Below are 19,857 nucleotides of genomic sequence, written 5' to 3'. Positions count from 1 at the left end.
GCCCACGGATCGGGCGGCGGAAGGCAGGGTTAGCGGATGGCAACGACCCCCGGAACGCCGCGCCTGCTCCGCGCGATGAACGACCGCGCAGCCCTGGACCTGCTGCTCAGCAACGGCCCGCTCTCCCGGACGACGCTCGGCAACCTGACCGGTCTGTCGAAGCCGACCGCATCCCAGCTGCTCGCCCGGCTCGAGGCGGCCCACCTGGTCCGCCCGAGCGGCACGACTGCGGGCAGGCCGGGCCCGAACGCGCAGCTGTACGAGATCAACGGCGGCATCGCGTACGTCGCCGGCCTCGACGTCACGCCGGCCCGGATCCGCTCGGCCGTCGCGGACCTGACCGGCAAGGTGGTCGGCACGTACGAGCTGCCAACCCCGGGCCGCAGCGCCAAGGGCACGGTGGACCGGGTGCTCAAGGCGATCGAAGGAGCGACCGGCGAAGCGGGCCTGAACCTGGACCGGCTGCACCGTGTCTCGATCGGCACCCCGGGTGGTTTCGACCCGACCACCGGCCGGCTGCGGTACGCGACCCACCTTCCCGGCTGGCACGCCCCGCATCTGCTCGACGAGCTGGCCGCGGCGATCGGCGTACCCCTCGAGGTCGAGAACGACGTCAACCTGGCCGCGATCGCGGAGCAGCGGGTCGGTCATGCCCAGGACAGCGACAACTTCGTGCTGCTGTGGGGTGAGGAGGGCATCGGCGCCGCGATCGTGATCAACGGGACGCTGCTGCGTGGCGCGACCGGCGGTGCCGGCGAGGTCGCCTTCCTGCCCCTGCCCGGTACGCCGCTGGTCCGCAATGTCGGCCGGAACAACGCCGGCGGCTTCCAGGAGCTCGCCGGTGGCGAACCCGTGTTGCAGTTGGCCCGCGAGCACGGTCTGAAGGCCCGGACACCGGAGGCTGCGATCGCGGCCGCACTGCAGACCGAGGGCGCGGGTGACGCGGTGCTGACCGAGTTCGCGCATCGGCTGGCCGTCGGCCTGGCCGCGATTGTCGCAGTGATCGACCCCGAGCTGATCGTCCTGGCCGGCGGTGTGATCACCGCCGGCGGCGAGCGGCTGCTCGGTCTCGTCCAGGACGAGCTTGCCGATCTCGCCGTACCCAGGCCGCGGTTGCTGATGACGGCGCTCGGCACCGACCCGGTGCTCGCCGGTGCACTGCAGTCCGCCCTGAGCACCACCCGCGACGAAGTCTTCGACACCGCCGGACCACCCATCACCTAGGAGCACACGGTGAAACTCACAGTCGTTGGTGGCGGATCCACCTACACCCCTGAACTCGTGGATGGCTTCGCCCGACTGCGCGACACCTTGCCGGTCTCCGAGCTGGTCCTTGTCGATCCAGCAGCTGACCGGCTCGAGCTGGTCGGTGGTTTAGCTCGTCGCATCTTCGCGAAACAAGGGCATCCGGCGCGGGTGATCACCACCTCAGATGTCGACGCGGGCATCGACGGTGCGGACGCCGTACTGCTGCAACTGCGGGTAGGTGGGCAGGCCGCGCGCAACGAGGACGAGACGTGGCCACTGGAGTGCGGTTGTGTCGGCCAGGAGACGACCGGCGCGGGTGGGCTCGCCAAGGCACTGCGGACCGTGCCTGTGGTGCTGGACATTGCGGAGCGAGTACGGCGTACCAATCCGGACGCGTGGATCATCGACTTCACCAACCCGGTGGGCATTGTGACGCGGGCGCTGCTCTCGCACGGGCACAAGGCTGTGGGGCTGTGCAACGTGGCCATCGGGTTCCAGCGGCGGTTCGCGGCTTGGTTGGGCGTGACGCCACAGGAGGTGTCGCTGGACCACGTCGGACTCAATCACCTGACCTGGGAACGCGCAGTCCGGGTCAACGGCGAGGACATGTTGCCGAAGCTGCTCGCCGAGCATCTGGCTGAGCTGTCCGACGATCTGCACATCCCGGCCGACGTCGTGCAGCAGCTTGGCGTCGTACCGTCGTACTACTTGCGCTACTACTACGCACACGACGAGGTGGTGCAGGAGCTGCTGACCAAGCCCTCCCGGGCCGCGGAGGTCGCAGCGCTCGAGAAGCAGCTGCTGGAGATGTACGCCGATCCCCTGCTCGACGAGAAGCCCGCACTGCTGGAGCAACGCGGCGGGGCGTACTACTCCGAGGCGGCCGTGGCACTCGCGTCGTCACTACTGAAGAACACCGGCGACATCCAAGTGGTGAACACAGTCAACAACGGCACGTTCCCCTTCCTGCCCGATGATGCTGTCATTGAGGTGCCGGCGACAGTCGGCGCCGAGGGTGCGACGCCCGAGCCGGTGTCCGCACTGGAGACCTTGTACGCCGGTCTGGTCAGTCACGTGACGGCGTACGAGGACCTGGCTCTGGAGGCTGCGGTGAAGGGTGGATCGGAGCGGGTGTTCGAGGCCCTGCTGGCGCATCCGCTGGTCGGGCAGATCTCCCTCGCGCGGCAGCTGACCGACAAGCTGCTGGCGCACAACCGGGCGTATCTGCCATGGGCGTGACGGTTCCCGGCGGCGTACTCGCCTTCGATGCGGGGAACAGCAAGACGGACGTCGCCCTGGTGGCCGCGGACGGGACAGTGCTCGGCATGGCCCGCGGCGGTGGGTTCGAACCGCAAGTCGTTGGCGCCGACGCTGCTATCGCCGGCCTCGAGCCGCTGGTCGCGGCAGCTGCTGCGGAGGCCGGCCTGGCGCTGGGAGCCGGGCCGTTGGTACAGCAGATCTCCGCGTGCCTGGCGAATGCGGACATGCCGATCGAGGAAGAGCGGCTAGCCGCTGCGTTCGAAGCACGCGGGTGGGCGGAGTCGGTGTACGTCACCAATGACACGTTTGCGCTGCTGCGTTCAGGTGTGGACGAGCCGCGTGGTGTCGCGGTGGTGTGTGGGGCGGGAATCAACTGCTCGGGACTGCTGCCGGACGGGCGGACGGCCCGGTTCACGGCGCTGGGCAAGCTGACCGGCGATTGGGGTGGTGGCGCGCAGTTGGCCGAGGAGGCGTTCTATTCGGCATCCCGCGCCGAGGACGGCCGTGGTCCCGCAACCGCGTTGCTGACTGCGATTCCGGCGTACTTCGGTCTGCCGTCACTGACCGCGGTGATCGAGGCGTTCCACTTCGGCGAGCTCCCGGCCGACCGTCAACTCGAGGCCGGGCCGGTGTTGTTCCAGGTCGCGGCGGCCGGTGATGCCGTTGCCCTCGGCGTCATTCAGCAGCAGGCCGAGGAGATCGTCGCGATGGCGCTCAGTGCGTTGCGGCGGCTCGAGTTGCTGGACGAGCCGGTGACGGTCGTACTGGGTGGTGGCGTCCTCACGGCCGGTCATTCGGTGCTGGTCGATCGCGTCGTACAACTGCTGGCGTCTGCCGCCCCGAAGGCGGTGCCGCGGGTGGTCGACGTACCGCCGGTGGTCGGGGCCGCCCTGCTCGGCCTCGACCACACGGCCGCAGACCCCGCGGCCCAGGCCCAACTGCGTTCCGCTTTCGCCCCAACCCCGGCCGGCTGAGGAGGTCGGCAGGCTGAAGCCGGGTGGCCCGGTCCAGACCCCGTGCTGGACCGGGTCATCCTTTGTCCTTGCTCTGCGGCTTTGGTGTCGTGTAATCATGATTACATGAGTACACAGACTGAGCAGGAGAAGGTGCGCGGCTGGCTGACCGGCCGGCTGCCGGGTGACTGGTTCGAGGGCGAGCCGGAACTGACCATCGACCGGGACGAGATCCTGATCGTCGGCCGGATCGGTGCGCCGGAGCAGGCCGACGACGTGAGCGCGGCCGAGCGGTCCGCCGCCGAGGAGGGCCGGGTCAAGCAGTACCGCGAGGACACCCGCGAGCGCCGGATCGAGATCGCCCGCGAGCTCGAGCACGCCACCCGCCGCAAGGTCGCCTGGGGCGTCCGGTGCGGCGAGACCACGACGATCTTCACGTCCCTGTCCGCGCCGGTGATGACGCGTCTTCGCCAGCCCGAGCGCAAGGTCCTCGACACCCTCGTCGACGCCGGCGTGGCCCGCTCCCGCAGCGATGCCCTCGGCTGGTGCGTCAAGCTCGTCGCCCAGCACAGCGAGTCCTGGCTGTCCGACCTGCGCGAGGCCATGACCAAGGTCGAGGACGTCCGCCGGGCCGGCCCCGACACCCAGCAGTAGACAGGCGACGGGCGGCACCCGTTGTGGATGCCGCCCGCCTGGGATTGCTACCGACTACTGGCCGCCCTGCCAGTTGCCGTTCTGCGGCGGCGTGCCGTTGGACCAGCTGCCGTTCTGCGGAGCGGCGTGGGTCGCGTGGTGCGGCTGCTGCTCATAGCCCGGCTGCGACTCGTAACCACCTTGCTGCGGGGCTTCGTGACCGCCCTGCTGCGGCGCCTCGTATCCACCCTGGCCTTCGTATCCACCCTGGCTCGGGTAGGTCGCCGTACCGTTCGAACCCATCGAAGCGGCCGGCTTGTTGATGTTGTCGCGGCTGAACAGGTTCGTGAGCGCCTTTCCGGCCATCTCGCGGCCCCCGAGGCCGAAAGCGAGGCCGAGTGCGAGCGCGCCGCCCGCCAGCACGATCAGCAGGGTGTTGCCGGTCAGCTGGACGGCGATCCCGAGCTGGGTCAGCGCGGCGAAGGCGGCGTACACGAGGACCGCGTACTTGCCGACCTTGGCGAGCGTCTCGTTACCGGTCGCGCCCCGGATGATCGCGGCCAGGAAGTTCGCGAACAGCGCCGCCAGGCAGATGATCACGATCGCGGCGAAGATCCGCGGGATGTAACCGAGCATGTCGCTCATGAAGTTCGAGATCTCCGGGACCCCGAGTGCCGAGGCGAACATCGTGAAGCTGATCAGGAACACGAACCAGAACACGACCTTGCCGAGCATCGCTGAAGCGGTCAGCCCCGTGCCGGACCGCTGCAGCACACCGGAGACGCCGGCTCGTTCCATCCACTGGTCGAACCCAACCCGGCCGAGCAGCTTGCCGACCAGCTTCCCGAGCACCTTGGCGACGAAGTAGCCGACCACCAGGATGACGAGGCCACCGAGCAGGTTGGGTATGAACGACAACAACTTGCTGAAGGCATCTTCGAACGGCTGGGTGAAGTCGATCGCTAACGCGGACATGGGTCTTCCTTCCGACTGGCCCGCATCCGCTGCCGCGCACACCGCACACGACCCCGGCACGGGCGGATGCAGTGGTGCCAGTATTACCCGTACCCGTGGTTGCACAGGGCAAACAGTCGTCACCGGCGTGTAACTCTCGGAAAGGTCATTGCATAAGGCAATTACCGTTCGACGGCTACGGTCGTTACCCCCGAACGCTGAACCGTTTCAGGCGTTTGAGATCCTGCTGTCATGACCGACCTGGTGATCCGCCGCGCCACCGCCGCCGATGTCGCCCCGATCGTCGCGATGATCGCCGACGACCAACTCGGCGCCACCCGCGAGTCCCTCGACGACCTCACGCCGTACCTGCGGGCGTTCGAGCTCATCGACGCCGACCCGAACCAGCTCTTGGTAGTTGCTGAACGCAACGATGAGGTGATCGGCACGCTCCAGCTGACGATCATCCCCGGCCTGTCCCGCCGCGGCTCGTCCCGTGGCCTGATCGAAGCCGTCCGCGTCGCCGCCCCGGCCCGCGGCTCCGGCCTCGGTACGACGCTGATCGAATGGGCGATCGAGGAATCCCGCACCCGCGGCTGCACGCTGGTCCAACTCACCTCGGACAAGTCCCGCACCGACGCCCACCGCTTCTACGACCGCCTCGGCTTCACCAACTCCCACGAGGGCTTCAAACTCAAACTCAACTGACCTCGCCCGCCGAAGCCGCCCAGGTGCCACAACCGCCGGGACCTTTGGTGAACCCTTGCCGCAACCAGCGATCGAAGTTGACCATGTCCTTCTCGGAACGGTCATAGCCAATGTGCCCGTAGTGCGCAAGCCGTTCACCGCGGATGCGAAGGGTCCTCCGATTGGCGCCGAAGAAGGCCGTGGCGAAGCAATGCGCCTGCATTTCGCTCCGATTCTGGTCCACTTGCCGCGCGGCATCGTTGGCAGCAGCGCTGTAGCGGTCGTCGTAGCTGTCCGAGATACCGGTCAGGAACTGGACGTGGTGGCCGTACTCGTGCGCGATCAGGTATTGCACCGATGCCCCGATGCCCTCCTGGGACGCCCCGGGGACCGCGTAGGACGGCCAGTTGAAATAGATCCCCAGGTCGGTATCGCAGTAGAAGGCACCAACGTCCTCGTCCATCACTCCGCACACCGATTCGGTGCCGGTCGGGGCCGGGTGCACCGCGGCCGGCGGCCGGAACTCGAACCCGGCGCGTTCGATCACCGGCGCCCACGCCTTGTTCAAACACTGCGTGAAGGCGGTCGCATACCGAACCATCGCCTTCCCGGTGGCCAGCCGAGCAGTAGGCAACGAACACCCATCAGCCGCCACCCTCCCGGCGTCGTACAGCGGGTTGTACAGCAGGTGCCGATCAATCACCTGTGCACTGACCCCGATCGGAGTCTTCACCGGAACCGGCGACTGGGTCCGTGTCGCGGTTGGCGTGGGCGTGGGATCACTTGCGGCGGGTGTCGTGGGTCCCCCACAAGCTCCACCGAGCAACACGACCAGTACGCCGATCAGCGGCCAGCCAACCTTCTTCGACCTCAACTGACCCAGCCGGGCGCGGCGGTGAAGGTGTTGCACGAAGACGGATCCGCGGACCGGAAGCCCCGGTGGTTCCAGTAGCTGTAGCTCGTGCGGGAGCCGTGATCGCGGGGACCCGTCGGGGCGTTGTCGTCGCCGGTCGTGGTGACGATCTGCTCCCATTCGTTGAGCCTCCAGTTCGTGAACGCCAGGGCGTTCCGGTGGGCGGCGACAAAGGCTGCGCCGAGGCAACTCGCCTGTAACTCCAACCGGCGCTCGTGTTCCAGCTGCGCCCACGACGGCGTGTCCAGGTCGTAGTTGTCCATGATCCCGGTCAGCAGCTGCAGGTGATGGCCGTACTCGTGGGCGAGGTCGGTCTGTAGTTGCACGGTCCGCCAACTCGCAGCATTCTCCACGCAGTAGCTGTCCCAGTCGATGCAGATCGTCTCGAATTCCGAGTTGTAGAACGCCGTACTCGGCGGTTCGGTACACACTCCGGTGTCATTGGCAACGATCTTCGCGGGCCTGAAGGCGGACCCGGAGCGGGTGATCAGCGGCGCCCAGGCCCGGTTCATGCAAGCCACGAGAGCCTTCCCGTAGCTCGTCAACGCCGCATCGCTCTTGGCAACGTCCGCCGGCAACGCACACGCCGCCGCCCGAACCTTGCCAACGCCATACAGCTTGTTCCGCACCAGCACCGGATCCTTGATCACCGGAGCCCGCCGCGTCGGCGACGGCGTCGCAGGCCGAGGCTTCTTCGTAGCCGGCGGCGCCGGCGCAACCGTCGCAGTAACCACCGGCTTGGAGATCGACCGCGGCGTAGACACAGAGCTCGGTCGCTCCCGCGCCGGACGAGCCCCAGAACAACCCCCACCGACCAGAGCGATCAGTACGACGACAACCACAAAGCCGATGCTGTCGCGACGCATCAGCTGACTCGTTTACTCGGGGCGGTGAAGGTGTTACAGACGGACGGGTTTGTGGTGTTGAAGGCTTGGATGGTCCAGTACGCGTGGTTCTTGCGCGAGCCGTGGTCGCGGACTTTGCCGTACTCGTCGCCGACGTGGTGAACGATATCCTGCCAGATCGCCAGCCGCGCCCCGGTCAGACGGAAGGCGCGCTTGTTGGCGCCCAGGAACGCGGCGCCGAGGCAGCTCGCCTGCAACTCCTTGCGACGCTGGATCTCAAGTTGCCCACTCACGGTCCGGCCTTGTGGGAGATACCCCTTGCTGGTCAGGTCCGGGCGCGGCAACGCACACCGCACCGGCGGCACCTTCCCGGCGGCGTACAACTTGTTCTTCACCACCTGCGCCCCCATGTCGATCGACCCCGGATCGAAGGGTGTCGTCTTGGTGGGAGCAGGCGAAGGCGTTGGTGACGAAGGTGGGGACGGGGTTGGACCGGCTGCAGACGTAGTCACCGAGGACGCCACCGCCGCCGGCCGCACCCCCTGCCCACAACCAGCCAAAACCCCAACCAGTACGACGACAACCGCGATCCCCACGGTCTTCGTCGTACGCACGGTCAACTGACCTTGGTAGCGGAGGCTGTGAAGGTGTTGCAGGAGGCGGGGCTGGTGGACTGGAAGGCTGGGCCGGCCCAGAGCCACTGGCTCTTCTTGGAGCCGTGGTCGCGGATCTTCTTCGGGTTGTAGTCATCCCCCGAGTGCTGGGTTTCCCATTCCCACTTGTCCAGCTTCGCGCCGGACAGGCCGAGTGCCTGCTTGTTCGCGCCCAGGAACGCGGCGCCGAAACAGGTCGCCTGGAGCTCCCGGCGGCGGGACCACTCCAGCTTCATCGAGTTCGACTTCGTCCATCCCTGCCGCGACCACGAGGCGGTGATCATCTCTGTCATCTGCTGCACGTGGTGCCCGTACTCGTGCGCGAAGGTGTCGATCATCCACACTCGCGCGCCGAGCGGATCGTCCTTGTACCACTCGAGGTCGCTCTTCCAGCTGATGTTGATGCTTTCGGTGTCGCTGCAGTAGTACGCCACGTCGGACTCACCGGTGCAGGTGTCCGGCGACGCCCCCTGGTTGGACTGCAGCACCACCTTCGGCGGCCGGAAGGTGTATCCCGCCTTCGTCACCAGCGGCTCCCAGGCCTTGTTCAGGCACGGCAACAGAGCGCGGTAGTAGGTGAGGATCGCGGACTGCGAGTTCGGCTTGATCGACGGTTCGGTGCAGTGGACAGCAGGCAGCTTGCCGACCGTGTAGATCTTGTTCTGCTGGAGGCGGACCGTGTCCGGGACGCCCTGCTTCGTGATGGTGACGGTCGGGTCCGGCGGGACCGGGAGGGGGGCCTCGGACTTTTTGATCGATGGGCGGGACATGGGGTTGTCTACGGGGTTGCCGTAGGAGTCGATGAGTTTGAAGCCGGCGATGGTGGCGCCGGTGAGGATGATGAGGACCAGGGCGGAGAGGCCGGCGATGACCGCGCGGGAGTAGTGCCGTGGCGGCTTGACCGGTGGCGCATCGGTGGTGAACTGGGCGCCGGTCCGGGACGGATTCGAGTGCCAGCCGACCGGCCGCGATCCACCGGTACGACGGGTGCCGGTCAGCGGTGTCAGTGGGGCGCCGGCCAACGGGGCCGCAGGCGGACCGCTGTACTCGCCGGTGGCGTTGGGATCGGTCGGCAGCGGCCGCGCGACGCGCCGTAGGCCCGGATCCGGCCCGGAGATGTCGCGAGCCTTGCCGAGGCCGACGGCCTGCTTGCGGCTCCCGGTGAGCGGGCGGGCCGCGGCCGCGTCGCTGTCGGTCAGCACGTCGCCGGTGCCGCCCGGCAGGAAGTGCCCGGGTTCCGGCCGCGTACCACCGCCGCCGTCTGCGCCGGCACTGTCCGAGGGGTTGTCCTCAGGCATCGGTCGTCCTCTTCTCCGTCAACTGACCTTGGCGGGTGCCGCCACGAAAGTGTTGCAGGTGGCCGGATCGAGGCTGCTGAAGCCCTGGTTCATCCACGACGTGAGGCTCTTCGAGGAGCCGTGGTCCTTGACCTTGTCCTCCGCGTACTCGTCACCGCCGTGCTGGATCTGCGCGGTCCACTGCTTCAGCAGCTCACCCCGCAGCGGGAAGCTGCTCCTGGCCGCACCGAAGAAGACGGCCGAGAAACAGTTCGCCTGCAACGCCGCCCGCCGGTCCTGTTCCAGCTCGCCGGCCTTGTTGGCCGCTGTGTCGCGCAGGTTGTCGGAGGCCTCGAAGATCCCGGTCAGGTTCTGCAGATGAGCGCCGTACACGAACCCCAGCGACTGCGCCATGTCGATGCGGGCCGCGGCCTTGTTCTTCGGGTACTGGTCCATCAGGTCCTGCCAAGGCATGGTGACGCTGCCGCCCTGTTCGTCCTGGCAGTACGACGCCGCCTTCTTCTGGAAGCCGCACGCGGTCTCGTCGCCCTCGTCGAAGATGATCAGCCGCGGCGACCGGAACTCGAACCCGGCCTTCTCGACCAGCGGCTTCCACGCGTTGTCCATGCACGCGATCAGGGCCTGGTAGTACGACTGGACGTTCTCCCGCGAGGTCGGCTTGTACGCCGGTTCGACGCACTTGACCGTGGAGAGCTTGCCGGCCGAGTAGAACGGGTTCTTCCCGACCACGTCGGCGTCCGGGGTCGGCTTGCCGGCCGCCTTGGTGGGCGTGTCCTCACCGTTGCGGACAGACGGCGTACCCATCGGGTTGGCAAAGATGTCGCCGGACGACGAGAGCACCTTCGCGGCGAACGCGACGCCGCCACCGAGGACGACGAGCGCCCCGACGACGATCAGGGCGACCAGCGCCTTCGACCGCTTCTTGGGGATGAACGGGATCGGCTCCGGATGGAAGACAGCCCGGTACGCCGCGGCCGCCGGGTCGTCGGGTGGCGGCGGACCGAGGCGCGAGCCGGACAGGCCGGCACGCTTCGAGTCGATCCGGGAGCCCGCCAGCTGTGGTGGCGTGACCGGCGCTTCGCCGCCCAACCGCGGCGTCGGCGCAGCCAGCGGCGCGGAGCCGCCCTCCCCGGTGTACCTCGGCATCGGTGCCTGCTGCGGCGTGACCGCGGCCGGTCCCTTGTCCTGCGTGGCGCCCTGCTCACCCTCCCCACCTGGCAGAAAATGGCCAGGCTTGGGTGCTGGCGTGTCCGCCATGATTCCCCGCTTCTCCCCAGTACCGGACTCCGCCGGTCCCACCCACTGACTATCGGGATGCCCCCTATCCCGAACCAACGGGATGCTAAGCCTTCCGGCACCCCCACCGGAACCGGTTTGCAGCTATTGACATCGTTTCGCTACCCGCTCCCGGCGGGAAGTCACTCCGAGTAACCCCGATTCAGAGGAGTCGCGCATGAACGTCCTGGACAGCTTTGCCCTTAAGGGCAAGCGAGCCCTGATCACCGGCGGGAACCGGGGCCTCGGCCGCGCGTTCGCCCTGGCCCTCGCCGAGGCGGGCGCCGACGTCGCGATCGCCGGCCGCGACACCGACCGGAACGCCACCGTTGTCACCGAGATCGAGGCCCGCGGCCGACGGGGTCTCGCGGTCCAGGCCGACATCACCGATCCGGACGCCGTACGTCGTCTGGTCGCCGACGTCACCACCGAGCTGGGCGGGATCGACATCCTGGTGAACAATGCCGGAATCGCGATCCACCGGCCGTCACTCGACGTACCGCCGGAGGAGTGGCAGCAGGTGCTCGACCTCAACCTGACCGCGCTGTGGAACTGCAGTACGGCGGTCGCCCGCGGGATGATCGACTCCGGCGGCGGGGTGATCGTCAACGTCGGCAGCATGTCTGCGCAGATCGTGAACCGACCGCAGTGGCAGGCGTCGTACAACGCCTCCAAGGCCGCCGTACATCACCTCACCCGCAGCCTTGCCGCCGAGTGGGCGCCGCACAACATCCGCGTCAACGCGATTGCTCCCGGCTATGTGAAAACGGATATGGCACCTGTCGACGAGCCGCAGTTCCAGCAGCACTGGATCCTCGACGCTCCCCAGCAGCGCTACGCCACCCCGGAGGAGATCGCACCCTCGGTCCTCTATCTGGCAAGCCCGGCCTCCAGCTTCACCACTGGCTCGGTGCTGCTGGTCGATGGCGGCTACTCGGTCTACTAAGCGGATCATCGGGTCGAGATCGGTCCTGCCTCAACCGCGGAAAATGCCGCGCGCAGGTGGTTTTCGCGTGGCTAGGGTGTCTTGATGGAGCTGAAGCGCGACGGATATCCGCGGTCCAACGGGTACGACGCCGACTGGGTGCTGGCCGGCGACATGGGGCCGCATCCCCTGTGGTTGTTGGAGGATCTCGCGCAGGACCTCGAGCTGCGGCCGGGGATGCGGGTGCTGGACCTGGGGTCGGGCAAGGGAACCACGTCGGCGTTCCTGGCCAAGGAGTACGGCGTACAGGTGTGGGCGGCGGACCTGTGGATCGATCCGACGGAGGCCACTTCGCACATCGCGGCGCAGGGTGCCGACGGCGTGGTGACCGTGAAGGCGGAGGCGCATACGTTGCCGTTCGCCCGCGAGTTCTTCGACGCGATCGTGTGCATCGATGCCTACGAGTACTTCGGGACCGCGGACAACTACCTCTCCTACATCACCGGGTTTCTCAAGCTAGGTGGGCAGTTCGGCGTCGCCACGCCCGCGCTGCGCAAGGAGGTCCGCGACCTCGGGTCCATCCCCGACCACATCAAGAAGGTGGTCGGTTGGGAGGCGCTGGCCTGGCACACCGCGGACTGGTGGCGGTTCCAGTGGGAGATCACCGAGCTCGTCGACGTCACCGCGGCGCGGTTGCAGGAGTCCGGCTGGGAGGACTGGCTGATGTGGTCGCGGGCCGTCTCCGAGTACGCCGGGACCCGCGACGGCTCGCTCGACATGCTCGAGGCCGACCAGGGCGAGTACCTGACCTTCGCGATGCTCGCTGCGCGTAAGCGCTGAGACCCGCCTGTCGCCCGCGGGCCTGGCGTAGGGGATGCTGGGGACATGAGCTGGGCTGTTTACGCGGTGCGAGGGCCAGGAGGCGTACGCCGCCTCGACGACATGCCGGACGACTACCAGCCCCCATCGGTCGGTTCGACGGCCGACGTGGTGGCCGTGGTCCGCGAGGTGGTACCGGACGTGGACACGAGCAAGCCGTCCTGGCTGGCGTTGCGAAGTCCGGAGTACGACGTCGAGATGACGATCGGCAAGGGCGTCGAGGTCCGTGACATCACGTTCTACCTGAACGACGGCCCGCGCTCGATCCCCGTCGTAATGGAGATCAGCCGCCGGCTCGGCGTCACGCCGTACGACACCGAGTCCGGCAACTTCCTCACCGAGGAGTCCCGCCCACCGGTCCCCCCACCGATGGAGCCCGACGAAATCAAAATGAACAAACCCAAGTGGTGGAAACTCGGCCGCAAGTAGTTCCGGCCCTCCAGAGCTGGCGCCACTCGATTCCGTGGGATGGCGCTGTGTCGATCCCGGTTGCCTGGGTTTGTGACTGGGGTGTGGACCTGTGACACTCACTAACCCGGCCGCCGGGTCGTCGCGGGGCTAGTTCTGAGCGTGCGCGGCCGGCTTGGTCCGTACTTGGTGAGTGGCACAGATCCGGCCCCCCGAACTCTCCCCGAGCCGCCCTGGGGTGAGACCCGGCGCGTGCGGCGGGCGGGTTACGCGCGGCGGGTTGCGACTAGCGTGGCTATTTTGTTGATTCGGTGTTCTGGGTTGCCCAGGTCGTCGTGCCAGAAGTTGCCGGCGGCGTGGTCTTCCGGGGTGGCGCAGGTGGAGATGGTGAGCATGGGCTTGGTCGGGCGTACGCCGGGCTGCCCGGGGACGGCTGCGTTCTGTTGGGCCTTCTCGGCCGGTTTGCGGAACGAGATCGTCATCGTCCGACCGATCACGTAGTCGTAGACCGTCCCACCGGCCGTGAACAGCACGTGGTCACCGTTCACCAACCCAGGCACCCGCTCGAGCGGCCGACCGTGGCTCACCCGGTGCCCGGTGATGATGAAGTTCCCGATCTCCCCCGGCCCCACTCCACCGGCCGGACCCCGCGGACTAGCCGCAACGCCGCGGTTCTGGATCACAGTCCCCGGCCGATCGTCCGCCGTACCCGGGTAAGCCACCACCCGCAATCCCCGCACCCCGATCGCCGGAATAGACATCGTCACGACCCCGGAAACTGTCGGCTTGCGGGTCGGAGTCGGGGTCTTGGATGGACTGGTGGGCGACGTGGACGGGCTGCTTGGCGGTGCGGAGGTTTTTGTAGGCGTGGGTGTGGGTGACGCGCCGCCGGTGGGCGCCGTGTCACTGCACCCAACCAACCCAGCCGCCACCACGCACAGCCCCGCCACCAGCCTCACCCCTCCGACGGTATGCCGCCGGAGCGAAAACCGCCCGAAAATCGGGTCAATCCAGCAACGCGAGAGTGGCCGGTCCCACCCGAAGGGTGCCGGAAGTCAGCGGGGTAGAACGGATCCCGCCATGCCGGCGGAGTGCCTGATGGGCGCCAGGAGCCAGGACCACGTTCATCCAGGCGCAGGGGCTCGCAGCCCGCTTGGCCTGGAACGTGATCGGCCCACTGCCGGTATCGAGCGTGAACCGACGCCCCGGCACGCGAACGCCCGCAGAAGTGCGATGAGCGGCGAGCGTGTCGATCGGGAAGCCACGAAGTACGACGTTCCGCCGCATCAGCAGCGGATCAGGCACCGCCGGCAACTCCAGATCGCGAGCCAATTGATCCAAAGACGCCGCATCCACGAACGTGACGGCGGCGTTCCGGTGGACCGTCTGCCCGAAGTACCGATCCCCCACGATCCCCAGCTCGGCCTTGATCTCGATCTCCGCCCGCCCGACAGGCTCAGGATCCGGCCGCGGCCCGTCATCCGGCCGCCCATCGAAGGCGTGCACCCGCGAGACCACCAGCCCGACAACCTCGACCGGAATGCCCATCGAACCAGGGTACGGCGATCATCCCCAAGTCAGCGGATCCAGCAGCCGGAAGAACTCCAACCGCCGACGATCCAGGTCCACGAGACCATAACCCTCGAAGAGCGGCGCCGGGTCAGCCGACCACTCGTCGTGCATCTGGATCACCGTCAACGCGAGATCCGAGTACCGATCCGCAACCCCAAGCCGCCCAAGATCGATCAGACCGGTCACGTCCAAAGTCTCCGGATCGAAGAACACGTTCGGCAAACAAGCATCCCCGTGACACACCACGGGCTCCAGCACGCTCTCCACATAGGGGCGCTCAGCAACTACCCGGGCCAGCAACTCCGAAGGGTCCAGCAACCGCCACTCGTCGGTCAGAAAGGCCGGGTTCACCGCACCCCGCCGTACGACGTCCTCCGCCTGCGCGATCACCGACGCCAGCGGCCGCTCGAACGGGCATTCCGGCAACGAATGCAGGTCCTTCAGCGCCCGCCCCAGTCGATCGGCCGCAACCGTACGAGAGGCGGGCGGGAGCGCATCCCCAGGCACACCAGGCACCGCGCTCGTCATCAGACAAGCACCGTCCGCCGACTCCACCCAGTCGATTACGGTCGCCCCAGGAAACCCCGTACTGGCGAGCCACTCCGCCCGATCCCGCTCCTCGCGCAGCGCGACCGCATCGCCAACACCACAGCGTTTCGCGAACACGTCCCCGCGCCGGAACACCGACATACCGGACTCCCCGCCCGTCACCGGTTCCCAGCCTTTCAACCAGCGACCACCTTCGACGAGTCGCGGACGAGGAGCTGCCACGGGAAGTCGAAGATCTCCCCCGGCGCGCCCTCACGATCGGTCAACCGGCTGACGATGATCTGCGCCAGCTCCTCGTTGAAACCGACCGGTCCGACGGTCGACAACGACGGATCCAGGTGCTCGCCCTCAGGTGTGTTCCCGACACCGACCACAGCCAGATCCCGGGGTACGTCGATCCGCAGCCGGTGGGCCGCCCGGACAGCGGCGATCGCTGCGAAGTCCGTCGTACAGTAGATCGCGGTTGGGCGATCGGGCTTGCTCAGCAACGTCATCGCGGCCCGGTACGCGCCTTCGGGGTGGCGTTCGAAGACCTCGATGTCCTCGTCCCGGATCGTCTTGCCGGCGGCGCGGACCGTGTTCAGATACGCGTCGAACCGAGCGAACCCGGTGGTCCGCGAGGTGAGCGCGCCGACCCGGTCGTGGTGCTCGAGCAGGTGCTCGACGGCGAGGTGGCATCGCGGCTCGGCCCCGGACCGGATCACGTCGAACCCCCGCGGCTCGAGTGTCTCGCTGAACGCCACGATCTGCACGCCCTGTGCGGCAAAGGCTTCGAGCTCGGCGATCTGAGCCGGATCCGTACTGACGCTGTCGATGAAGATCACGTCTGGCGTCCGATTGGACAGCACCGTCCGCCAGTCGCCGTCGGCAACGATCAGCGCGGTCTTCCCGAGCGGGCTGACCGCGTCGCTCACCGTCTCCGCGACCGCCTGCGACCACGGATCGGCGAGCACGCTCAACGACAGCAGGACCAGATCGGACTTGCCGGTCCGGATTGCGCGCGCGGCATCGTTGCGGCGGTACCCCAGCCGCGACGCCGCTTCCCGGACCCGGTCCGCGGTGGAGTCCTTGATGGTGTGGCTGCGATGCCGCCCCGACAACACGTACGACACGGTCGCAACCGAGACGCCCGCCTCCTTGGCGACCATCCTCAGCGTGGGACGGTCCTGCGTCTGCCCGGTCATAGTGAGATTCTCTCAGATCAGGTAGCGCCTAGCCCTTGACCGCTCCGGTGATGACACCCTTGGTGAAGTGTCGTTGCAAGAATGGGTACACCAGGGCGATCGGGACGAGGGCGACCACCACGACGGCCATCTGCAGGGACTGAGGTTGTGGTAGCGGTTCCACCCCGAGTTGGTCCGCCGACAACGACTTGCCCTGCAGGACGTACGTCCGGAGGATCACCTGGACCGGCCACTTCGACGTGTCGTTCAGGTACAGCAGCGCGTTGAAGAACGCATTCCAGAACCCAACGGCGTAGAAAAGACCGACCACCGCGATCACAGCCTTGGACAACGGCATCACGATCCGCCGCAGGATGGTGAAGTCGCTCGCGCCGTCGATCCGCGCGCTCTCCAGCAACTCGCCCGGCACGTTCATGAAGAAGGTGCGCAGGACAACGAAGTTGAACGCACCCAGCGCGCCCGGCAGGATCAGCGACCACAGACTGTCGAGCAGGCCGAGCTGCTTCACCACCAGGAACATCGGGATGATCCCCGGTGCGAACAGCAGCGTGAACAGCACCATCAACAACACCGGCCGCCCGAACAGCACCGGCCGCGAGGTGGCATAGGCCAACCCGATCGTGACCGCCAGCGCGATCGCCGTACCGACGAGCGTCACGAACACGCTGACCAGGATCGCCCGGCCCATCAACCCGCCGCTGAACAACGTCTGGTACGCCTTCACGGTCGGATGCGACGGCCACAACACATACCCACCCGCGTCGATGATGTCGCGATCGCTGGCCAGCGACGTCGAGATCACCACCAGGATCGGTACGACGATCACGAGCGCGAAGCCGCCGAGTACCAATGCCTTGATCGCCTGATAGCCAGGAGAAGGACGTTCTTTCCAGATAGGTCTCATGCGCCACGCCTTTGGAAGATCCCCGGCTCACCGAGCCGATGTGCCAACGAGTTCGCACCCCACAACAGCAACGCCCCGACCACGCCCTTGGCCAAGCCGGCCGCAGCCCCGCTACTCCAGTCGCCACCGACCACACCCGCGTAGTACGTGAAGGTGTCGAGTACTTCGGCCGCCCCGGGCCCGACCGAGTCCCGCTGCAGGATGAACTGCTCGAAGCCGACGCTCAGGATGTCGCCGATCCGCAGGATCAGCAGCAACACGATGACCGTCCGCAGCGAGGGCAACGTGATGTGCCAGAGCCGCCGCCAACGACCGGCACCGTCCGCCGCAGCCGCTTCGTACAGCGAGACATCCACCGTCGTCAGCGCGGCCAGGAAGATGATCATCGCCCAGCCGGCGTCCTTCCAGACCAGCTGCGCGACCACGAGCAGCGGGAACGTGTCCGGGTTCGTCATGAACGGGATCGGATCCAGCCCGGCCTGCCGGAGCAGGTTGTTGATGAACCCGGCACCGCCGAGCGACTGCTGGAACAGCGTGACCACCAGCACCCAGGACAGGAAGTGCGGCAGGTACGCGATGGTCTGGAACCACCGCCGGATCCGGTTGCTGACCAGCGAATCGACGATCAGCGCCAGCCCGATCGGCACCGGGAAGAACAGCAGCAGCTGTACGGCGGCCAGCAGCAACGTGTTCCGCAACGCGTCCCAGAAGTCCGGGTTGTCGTACAGGTTGACGAAGTTCTGCAGGCCGTTCCACTCGCTGTGCATGATGCCGAGATAGGGCTGGAAGTCCTGGAACGCGACCACGTTGCCCAGCACCGGCAGGTAGAAGAACACCAGCAGGAACACGACGCCCGGGATCATCAGCAGCACCATCTGCCAGTCCCGGCGCCATTTCACCGCAAACGGCAGGCCTGCCTTGACCTGCGCCCTCGACGACGCTCGCTTCAGCATCGCTCAGGACACCGGCACGCCGGCGGGCAGCACGGCCGCGAACTCGTCCCGCATCTTGTCACCGCCGCCGGACTTCCAGCGCTTGAGGGCCGCGTCGTACGCGTCCATCTTCTGCCGGCCGGTGACGATGTCGACGATCGTGTCCCGGAAGGCCGCGGTCAGCTTCGGACCGAGCTTGCTCGACGTGTCGGAGTACGTGCCCGCGGTCGGGTTGCGCATCGCGTACTGCAGCAGCTTCTGCTCGGTGGCGTAGATCTTGCGAGTGTCGTCCGGGTACGCCGGGTTGAAGATCACGCTCTCCGGTGCGTTCATGATCTGCAGCGCGCTGACCAGGCCCGGCGCCTGTTGCGTACCGGCCTTGGTGAGCACCGGGTTCTTCTGCCCGTCGAGCTGGTACTGCTGCCCCTCGACGCCGAAGTTCTTGATCAGGTACTCCTTGGTGCCGAACGGCGCCGACAGGTAGTCCATCAGTGCAAGGAGCTCGCGGATCCGGCCCTCGTCGGTCTTCTTGAACGGCGTGAATCCGACCGTGCCGTAGCCCATGTCGTAGACCGGCTTCGCCTTGCCGTCATGGCCGAACGGGATCATCGTCTCGACGAACAGCGTCGGGTCGAGCGCACGGAAGTCGGAGGTGGCCCGCGGACCGACCGTGACCTGCGCGGCGATCTGACCGTTCACGGTCTTCGGCGTCGCGTCGGCCAGGTTGAGGTCCGGGTAGAACACCTTGGCCGCCCAGAGCTTGGCGGCGTACTCGACGGCGGCCTTGTAGTTGTCCGTCTCGTACAGGTAGGTGAGCGAGCGGTCCTGGTTCACCCGCCAGCCGTTCGGGGCACCGAACCATTCGCCGAACATGTGCAGCATGTTGATGATGGCCGGCTCGAGCGCGTAGTTGGTGCCGTTGGTCAGCTCCTTGCACTTGGCAAAGAACTCGTCGGCGGTCGAGCACTGCAGGCCGCCGACCTTCTGCCAGGTCTTCGGGTTGCCCATCATCACCTGGCCGAACGGCGTGGACGGGATCGGAGCGCCCCAGATCTTGCCGTTCACCACCGCGGTCCGCCACGAGGCCGGCTTCAGCGCGGCCAGGTTCGGATACTCCAGTACGGCGTCGCCGGACAGGTACTTGGTCAGGTCCTGGAACTTGGCCTCGAGCATCGGGCCGATGTTCGGGATGCCCTGGTTCGGCGGCAGCCACATCAGGTCCGGCAGCGAGTCGCTGGCCAGCAGCGTCGCGAACTTCTCCGGGTAGCCCGGGTCGGTGCCGATGGTCAGCTTCAGCTCCGCACCGAGGGCGGAGTTCAGCGACTGCCACATCGGGTTGCTGCCCATCGGCGGCGGGGGCGTCGCGAACGTTTCGGTCAGCGCGGTCACCGCGTTCTTCAGCGGCGGCTGCTTCACGCTGGCGATCGCGTCCGAAGGGAATTTGAAGAACCCGGGCTCCAGCCCCGATTCCGCTCCCGCCAGGTCCGGCCGCAAACCTTCGAAGGGCTTGTACGTCGGCAACGTCAGGTCACTCGACGCCTTCGCGCCACCGTTCGCCGTACCACCGTCACCGCAGGCCGCCAGCGTGGGCCCGGCGAGCACCGCGGCACCGGTCACCTGCAGGAATCGCCGCCGATTGATCATAGCTGCTCCAAGTCATGAACAAGTGCTCACTAACACTCACTTAAACGTTAACCCGGACCGTAAACCCGTCCCGCCCCTCGATGCAAGGCATGGACGTGAAAAACCGGCGGCCGCGGGCTCCCAGGGAACCCGCGGCCGCCG

At 67.2% G+C, this 19,857-nt stretch carries 22 protein-coding genes; 9 read left to right on the top strand and 13 right to left on the bottom strand.

Annotation, left to right across the window (positions count from 1 at the left end):
- Positions 1-36 precede the first annotated feature (36 nt).
- The 4 genes from AB0L70_RS15520 to AB0L70_RS15505 all read left to right on the top strand — a co-directional run bounded on the left by AB0L70_RS15520 (position 37) and on the right by AB0L70_RS15505 (position 4,115).
- Positions 37-1,224: an ROK family transcriptional regulator gene (locus tag AB0L70_RS15520; protein ID WP_363684291.1), complete on the top strand. Its 1,188-nt coding sequence runs from the start codon at positions 37-39 to the stop codon at positions 1,222-1,224.
- 9 nt (positions 1,225-1,233) lie between these two features.
- Positions 1,234-2,487 carry a 6-phospho-beta-glucosidase gene (locus AB0L70_RS15515; protein WP_363684289.1) on the top strand — a complete coding sequence of 418 codons (1,254 nt, stop codon included), beginning with the start codon at positions 1,234-1,236 and terminating at the stop codon, positions 2,485-2,487.
- Positions 2,478-3,482 (top strand): BadF/BadG/BcrA/BcrD ATPase family protein, encoded by a 1,005-nt coding sequence (locus tag AB0L70_RS15510; RefSeq protein WP_363684287.1) that lies wholly within the window; start codon positions 2,478-2,480, stop codon positions 3,480-3,482. Before AB0L70_RS15515 ends, AB0L70_RS15510 begins: the two co-directional genes overlap by 10 nt.
- A gap of 105 nt (positions 3,483-3,587) precedes the next feature.
- Positions 3,588-4,115: a hypothetical protein gene (locus tag AB0L70_RS15505; RefSeq protein ID WP_363684285.1), complete on the top strand. Its 528-nt coding sequence runs from the start codon at positions 3,588-3,590 to the stop codon at positions 4,113-4,115.
- A gap of 54 nt (positions 4,116-4,169) precedes the next feature.
- Here the strand turns inward: AB0L70_RS15505 and AB0L70_RS15500 are convergent, their stop codons facing one another.
- The gene (locus tag AB0L70_RS15500) at positions 4,170-5,069 is read right to left on the bottom strand and encodes a hypothetical protein (protein WP_363684283.1); all 900 of its coding nucleotides are present in this window, start codon (positions 5,067-5,069) and stop codon (positions 4,170-4,172) included.
- A gap of 231 nt (positions 5,070-5,300) precedes the next feature.
- On the opposite strand from AB0L70_RS15500, the gene AB0L70_RS15495 reads away from it, so the two are divergent.
- Positions 5,301-5,756, top strand: a complete 456-nt coding sequence (locus AB0L70_RS15495) for a GNAT family N-acetyltransferase (RefSeq protein WP_363684281.1) — start codon at positions 5,301-5,303, stop codon at positions 5,754-5,756.
- Here the strand turns inward: AB0L70_RS15495 and AB0L70_RS15490 are convergent.
- The 3 genes from AB0L70_RS15490 to AB0L70_RS15480 form a co-directional block, all read right to left on the bottom strand.
- Complete coding sequence (locus tag AB0L70_RS15490; RefSeq protein WP_363684280.1) at positions 5,749-6,438, bottom strand: neutral zinc metallopeptidase; 690 nt, start codon at positions 6,436-6,438, stop codon at positions 5,749-5,751. The genes AB0L70_RS15495 and AB0L70_RS15490 overlap by 8 nt on opposite strands.
- A gap of 167 nt (positions 6,439-6,605) precedes the next feature.
- Complete coding sequence (locus AB0L70_RS15485) at positions 6,606-7,514, bottom strand: neutral zinc metallopeptidase (protein ID WP_363684278.1); 909 nt, start codon at positions 7,512-7,514, stop codon at positions 6,606-6,608.
- Positions 7,514-7,903, bottom strand: a complete 390-nt coding sequence (locus AB0L70_RS15480) for a hypothetical protein (protein ID WP_363684276.1) — start codon at positions 7,901-7,903, stop codon at positions 7,514-7,516. Before AB0L70_RS15480 ends, AB0L70_RS15485 begins: the two co-directional genes overlap by 1 nt.
- A 34-nt stretch (positions 7,904-7,937) precedes the next feature.
- Here AB0L70_RS15480 and AB0L70_RS15475 point away from each other — a divergent pair, with 34 nt between their 5' ends.
- Positions 7,938-8,117: a hypothetical protein gene (locus AB0L70_RS15475; protein WP_363684274.1), complete on the top strand. Its 180-nt coding sequence runs from the start codon at positions 7,938-7,940 to the stop codon at positions 8,115-8,117.
- Here AB0L70_RS15475 and AB0L70_RS15470 read toward each other — a convergent pair.
- Both AB0L70_RS15470 and AB0L70_RS15465 read right to left on the bottom strand, forming a co-directional pair.
- On the bottom strand, positions 8,110-9,444 hold the full coding sequence (locus AB0L70_RS15470; RefSeq protein WP_363684272.1) for a neutral zinc metallopeptidase: 1,335 nt from the start codon (positions 9,442-9,444) through the stop codon (positions 8,110-8,112). The two genes, AB0L70_RS15475 and AB0L70_RS15470, sit on opposite strands and share 8 nt — an antisense overlap.
- Positions 9,445-9,462: 18 nt before the next feature.
- Positions 9,463-10,701 (bottom strand): neutral zinc metallopeptidase, encoded by a 1,239-nt coding sequence (locus AB0L70_RS15465; protein WP_363684270.1) that lies wholly within the window; start codon positions 10,699-10,701, stop codon positions 9,463-9,465.
- Between the two features lie 196 nt (positions 10,702-10,897).
- On the opposite strand from AB0L70_RS15465, the gene AB0L70_RS15460 reads away from it, so the two are divergent.
- The 3 genes from AB0L70_RS15460 to AB0L70_RS15450 all read left to right on the top strand — a co-directional run bounded on the left by AB0L70_RS15460 (position 10,898) and on the right by AB0L70_RS15450 (position 12,952).
- A complete protein-coding gene (locus tag AB0L70_RS15460) occupies positions 10,898-11,665 on the top strand; it encodes an SDR family oxidoreductase (protein WP_363684269.1) in 768 nt (255 codons plus the stop codon).
- An 84-nt stretch (positions 11,666-11,749) separates the two neighbouring features.
- Positions 11,750-12,484, top strand: a complete 735-nt coding sequence (locus tag AB0L70_RS15455) for a methyltransferase domain-containing protein (RefSeq protein WP_363684267.1) — start codon at positions 11,750-11,752, stop codon at positions 12,482-12,484.
- A gap of 45 nt (positions 12,485-12,529) precedes the next feature.
- Positions 12,530-12,952 (top strand): hypothetical protein, encoded by a 423-nt coding sequence (locus AB0L70_RS15450; protein WP_363684266.1) that lies wholly within the window; start codon positions 12,530-12,532, stop codon positions 12,950-12,952.
- Positions 12,953-13,197: 245 nt separating this feature from the next.
- Here the strand turns inward: AB0L70_RS15450 and AB0L70_RS15445 are convergent, their stop codons facing one another.
- The 7 genes from AB0L70_RS15445 to AB0L70_RS15415 all read right to left on the bottom strand — a co-directional run bounded on the left by AB0L70_RS15445 (position 13,198) and on the right by AB0L70_RS15415 (position 19,716).
- Positions 13,198-13,692, bottom strand: coding sequence for a class E sortase (locus tag AB0L70_RS15445; RefSeq protein ID WP_363684264.1), 495 nt, complete (start codon positions 13,690-13,692; stop codon positions 13,198-13,200).
- Between the two features lie 244 nt (positions 13,693-13,936).
- Positions 13,937-14,479, bottom strand: a complete 543-nt coding sequence (locus tag AB0L70_RS15440; RefSeq protein WP_363684262.1) for a molybdenum cofactor biosysynthesis protein — start codon at positions 14,477-14,479, stop codon at positions 13,937-13,939.
- Positions 14,480-14,497: 18 nt separating this feature from the next.
- Positions 14,498-15,214, bottom strand: coding sequence for an aminoglycoside 3'-phosphotransferase (locus AB0L70_RS15435; RefSeq protein ID WP_363684772.1), 717 nt, complete (start codon positions 15,212-15,214; stop codon positions 14,498-14,500).
- A 14-nt stretch (positions 15,215-15,228) separates the two neighbouring features.
- Positions 15,229-16,236 carry a LacI family DNA-binding transcriptional regulator gene (locus tag AB0L70_RS15430; protein ID WP_363684260.1) on the bottom strand — a complete coding sequence of 336 codons (1,008 nt, stop codon included), beginning with the start codon at positions 16,234-16,236 and terminating at the stop codon, positions 15,229-15,231.
- Between the two features lie 28 nt (positions 16,237-16,264).
- Positions 16,265-17,140 (bottom strand): carbohydrate ABC transporter permease, encoded by an 876-nt coding sequence (locus tag AB0L70_RS15425; RefSeq protein ID WP_363684258.1) that lies wholly within the window; start codon positions 17,138-17,140, stop codon positions 16,265-16,267.
- The gene (locus AB0L70_RS15420; protein WP_363684256.1) at positions 17,137-18,093 is read right to left on the bottom strand and encodes an ABC transporter permease subunit; all 957 of its coding nucleotides are present in this window, start codon (positions 18,091-18,093) and stop codon (positions 17,137-17,139) included. Before AB0L70_RS15420 ends, AB0L70_RS15425 begins: the two co-directional genes overlap by 4 nt.
- A 3-nt stretch (positions 18,094-18,096) precedes the next feature.
- Positions 18,097-19,716: a sugar ABC transporter substrate-binding protein gene (locus AB0L70_RS15415; RefSeq protein ID WP_363684254.1), complete on the bottom strand. Its 1,620-nt coding sequence runs from the start codon at positions 19,714-19,716 to the stop codon at positions 18,097-18,099.
- Positions 19,717-19,857: the final 141 nt, after the last annotated feature.

The organism is Kribbella sp. NPDC051952, assembly GCF_040680855.1.
GTDB lineage: Bacteria > Actinomycetota > Actinomycetes > Propionibacteriales > Kribbellaceae > Kribbella.
This window is presented reverse-complemented; position numbering and strand designations above follow the sequence as displayed.

Coding starts and splice junctions, on each gene's coding strand:
- AB0L70_RS15510 (WP_363684287.1), top strand. CDS start 2,478: ATGGGCGTGACGGTTCCCGGCGGCGTACTCGCCTTCGATGCGGGGAAC.
- AB0L70_RS15450 (WP_363684266.1), top strand. CDS start 12,530: ATGAGCTGGGCTGTTTACGCGGTGCGAGGGCCAGGAGGCGTACGCCGC.
- AB0L70_RS15485 (WP_363684278.1), bottom strand. CDS start 7,514: ATGCGTCGCGACAGCATCGGCTTTGTGGTTGTCGTCGTACTGATCGCT.
- AB0L70_RS15480 (WP_363684276.1), bottom strand. CDS start 7,903: ATGGGGGCGCAGGTGGTGAAGAACAAGTTGTACGCCGCCGGGAAGGTG.
- AB0L70_RS15520 (WP_363684291.1), top strand. CDS start 37: ATGGCAACGACCCCCGGAACGCCGCGCCTGCTCCGCGCGATGAACGAC.
- AB0L70_RS15420 (WP_363684256.1), bottom strand. CDS start 18,093: ATGCTGAAGCGAGCGTCGTCGAGGGCGCAGGTCAAGGCAGGCCTGCCG.
- AB0L70_RS15430 (WP_363684260.1), bottom strand. CDS start 16,236: ATGACCGGGCAGACGCAGGACCGTCCCACGCTGAGGATGGTCGCCAAG.
- AB0L70_RS15505 (WP_363684285.1), top strand. CDS start 3,588: ATGAGTACACAGACTGAGCAGGAGAAGGTGCGCGGCTGGCTGACCGGC.
- AB0L70_RS15460 (WP_363684269.1), top strand. CDS start 10,898: ATGAACGTCCTGGACAGCTTTGCCCTTAAGGGCAAGCGAGCCCTGATC.
- AB0L70_RS15465 (WP_363684270.1), bottom strand. CDS start 10,701: ATGGCGGACACGCCAGCACCCAAGCCTGGCCATTTTCTGCCAGGTGGG.
- AB0L70_RS15415 (WP_363684254.1), bottom strand. CDS start 19,716: ATGATCAATCGGCGGCGATTCCTGCAGGTGACCGGTGCCGCGGTGCTC.
- AB0L70_RS15440 (WP_363684262.1), bottom strand. CDS start 14,479: ATGGGCATTCCGGTCGAGGTTGTCGGGCTGGTGGTCTCGCGGGTGCAC.
- AB0L70_RS15470 (WP_363684272.1), bottom strand. CDS start 9,444: ATGCCTGAGGACAACCCCTCGGACAGTGCCGGCGCAGACGGCGGCGGT.
- AB0L70_RS15495 (WP_363684281.1), top strand. CDS start 5,301: ATGACCGACCTGGTGATCCGCCGCGCCACCGCCGCCGATGTCGCCCCG.
- AB0L70_RS15500 (WP_363684283.1), bottom strand. CDS start 5,069: ATGTCCGCGTTAGCGATCGACTTCACCCAGCCGTTCGAAGATGCCTTC.
- AB0L70_RS15455 (WP_363684267.1), top strand. CDS start 11,750: ATGGAGCTGAAGCGCGACGGATATCCGCGGTCCAACGGGTACGACGCC.
- AB0L70_RS15425 (WP_363684258.1), bottom strand. CDS start 17,140: ATGAGACCTATCTGGAAAGAACGTCCTTCTCCTGGCTATCAGGCGATC.
- AB0L70_RS15445 (WP_363684264.1), bottom strand. CDS start 13,692: ATGTCTATTCCGGCGATCGGGGTGCGGGGATTGCGGGTGGTGGCTTAC.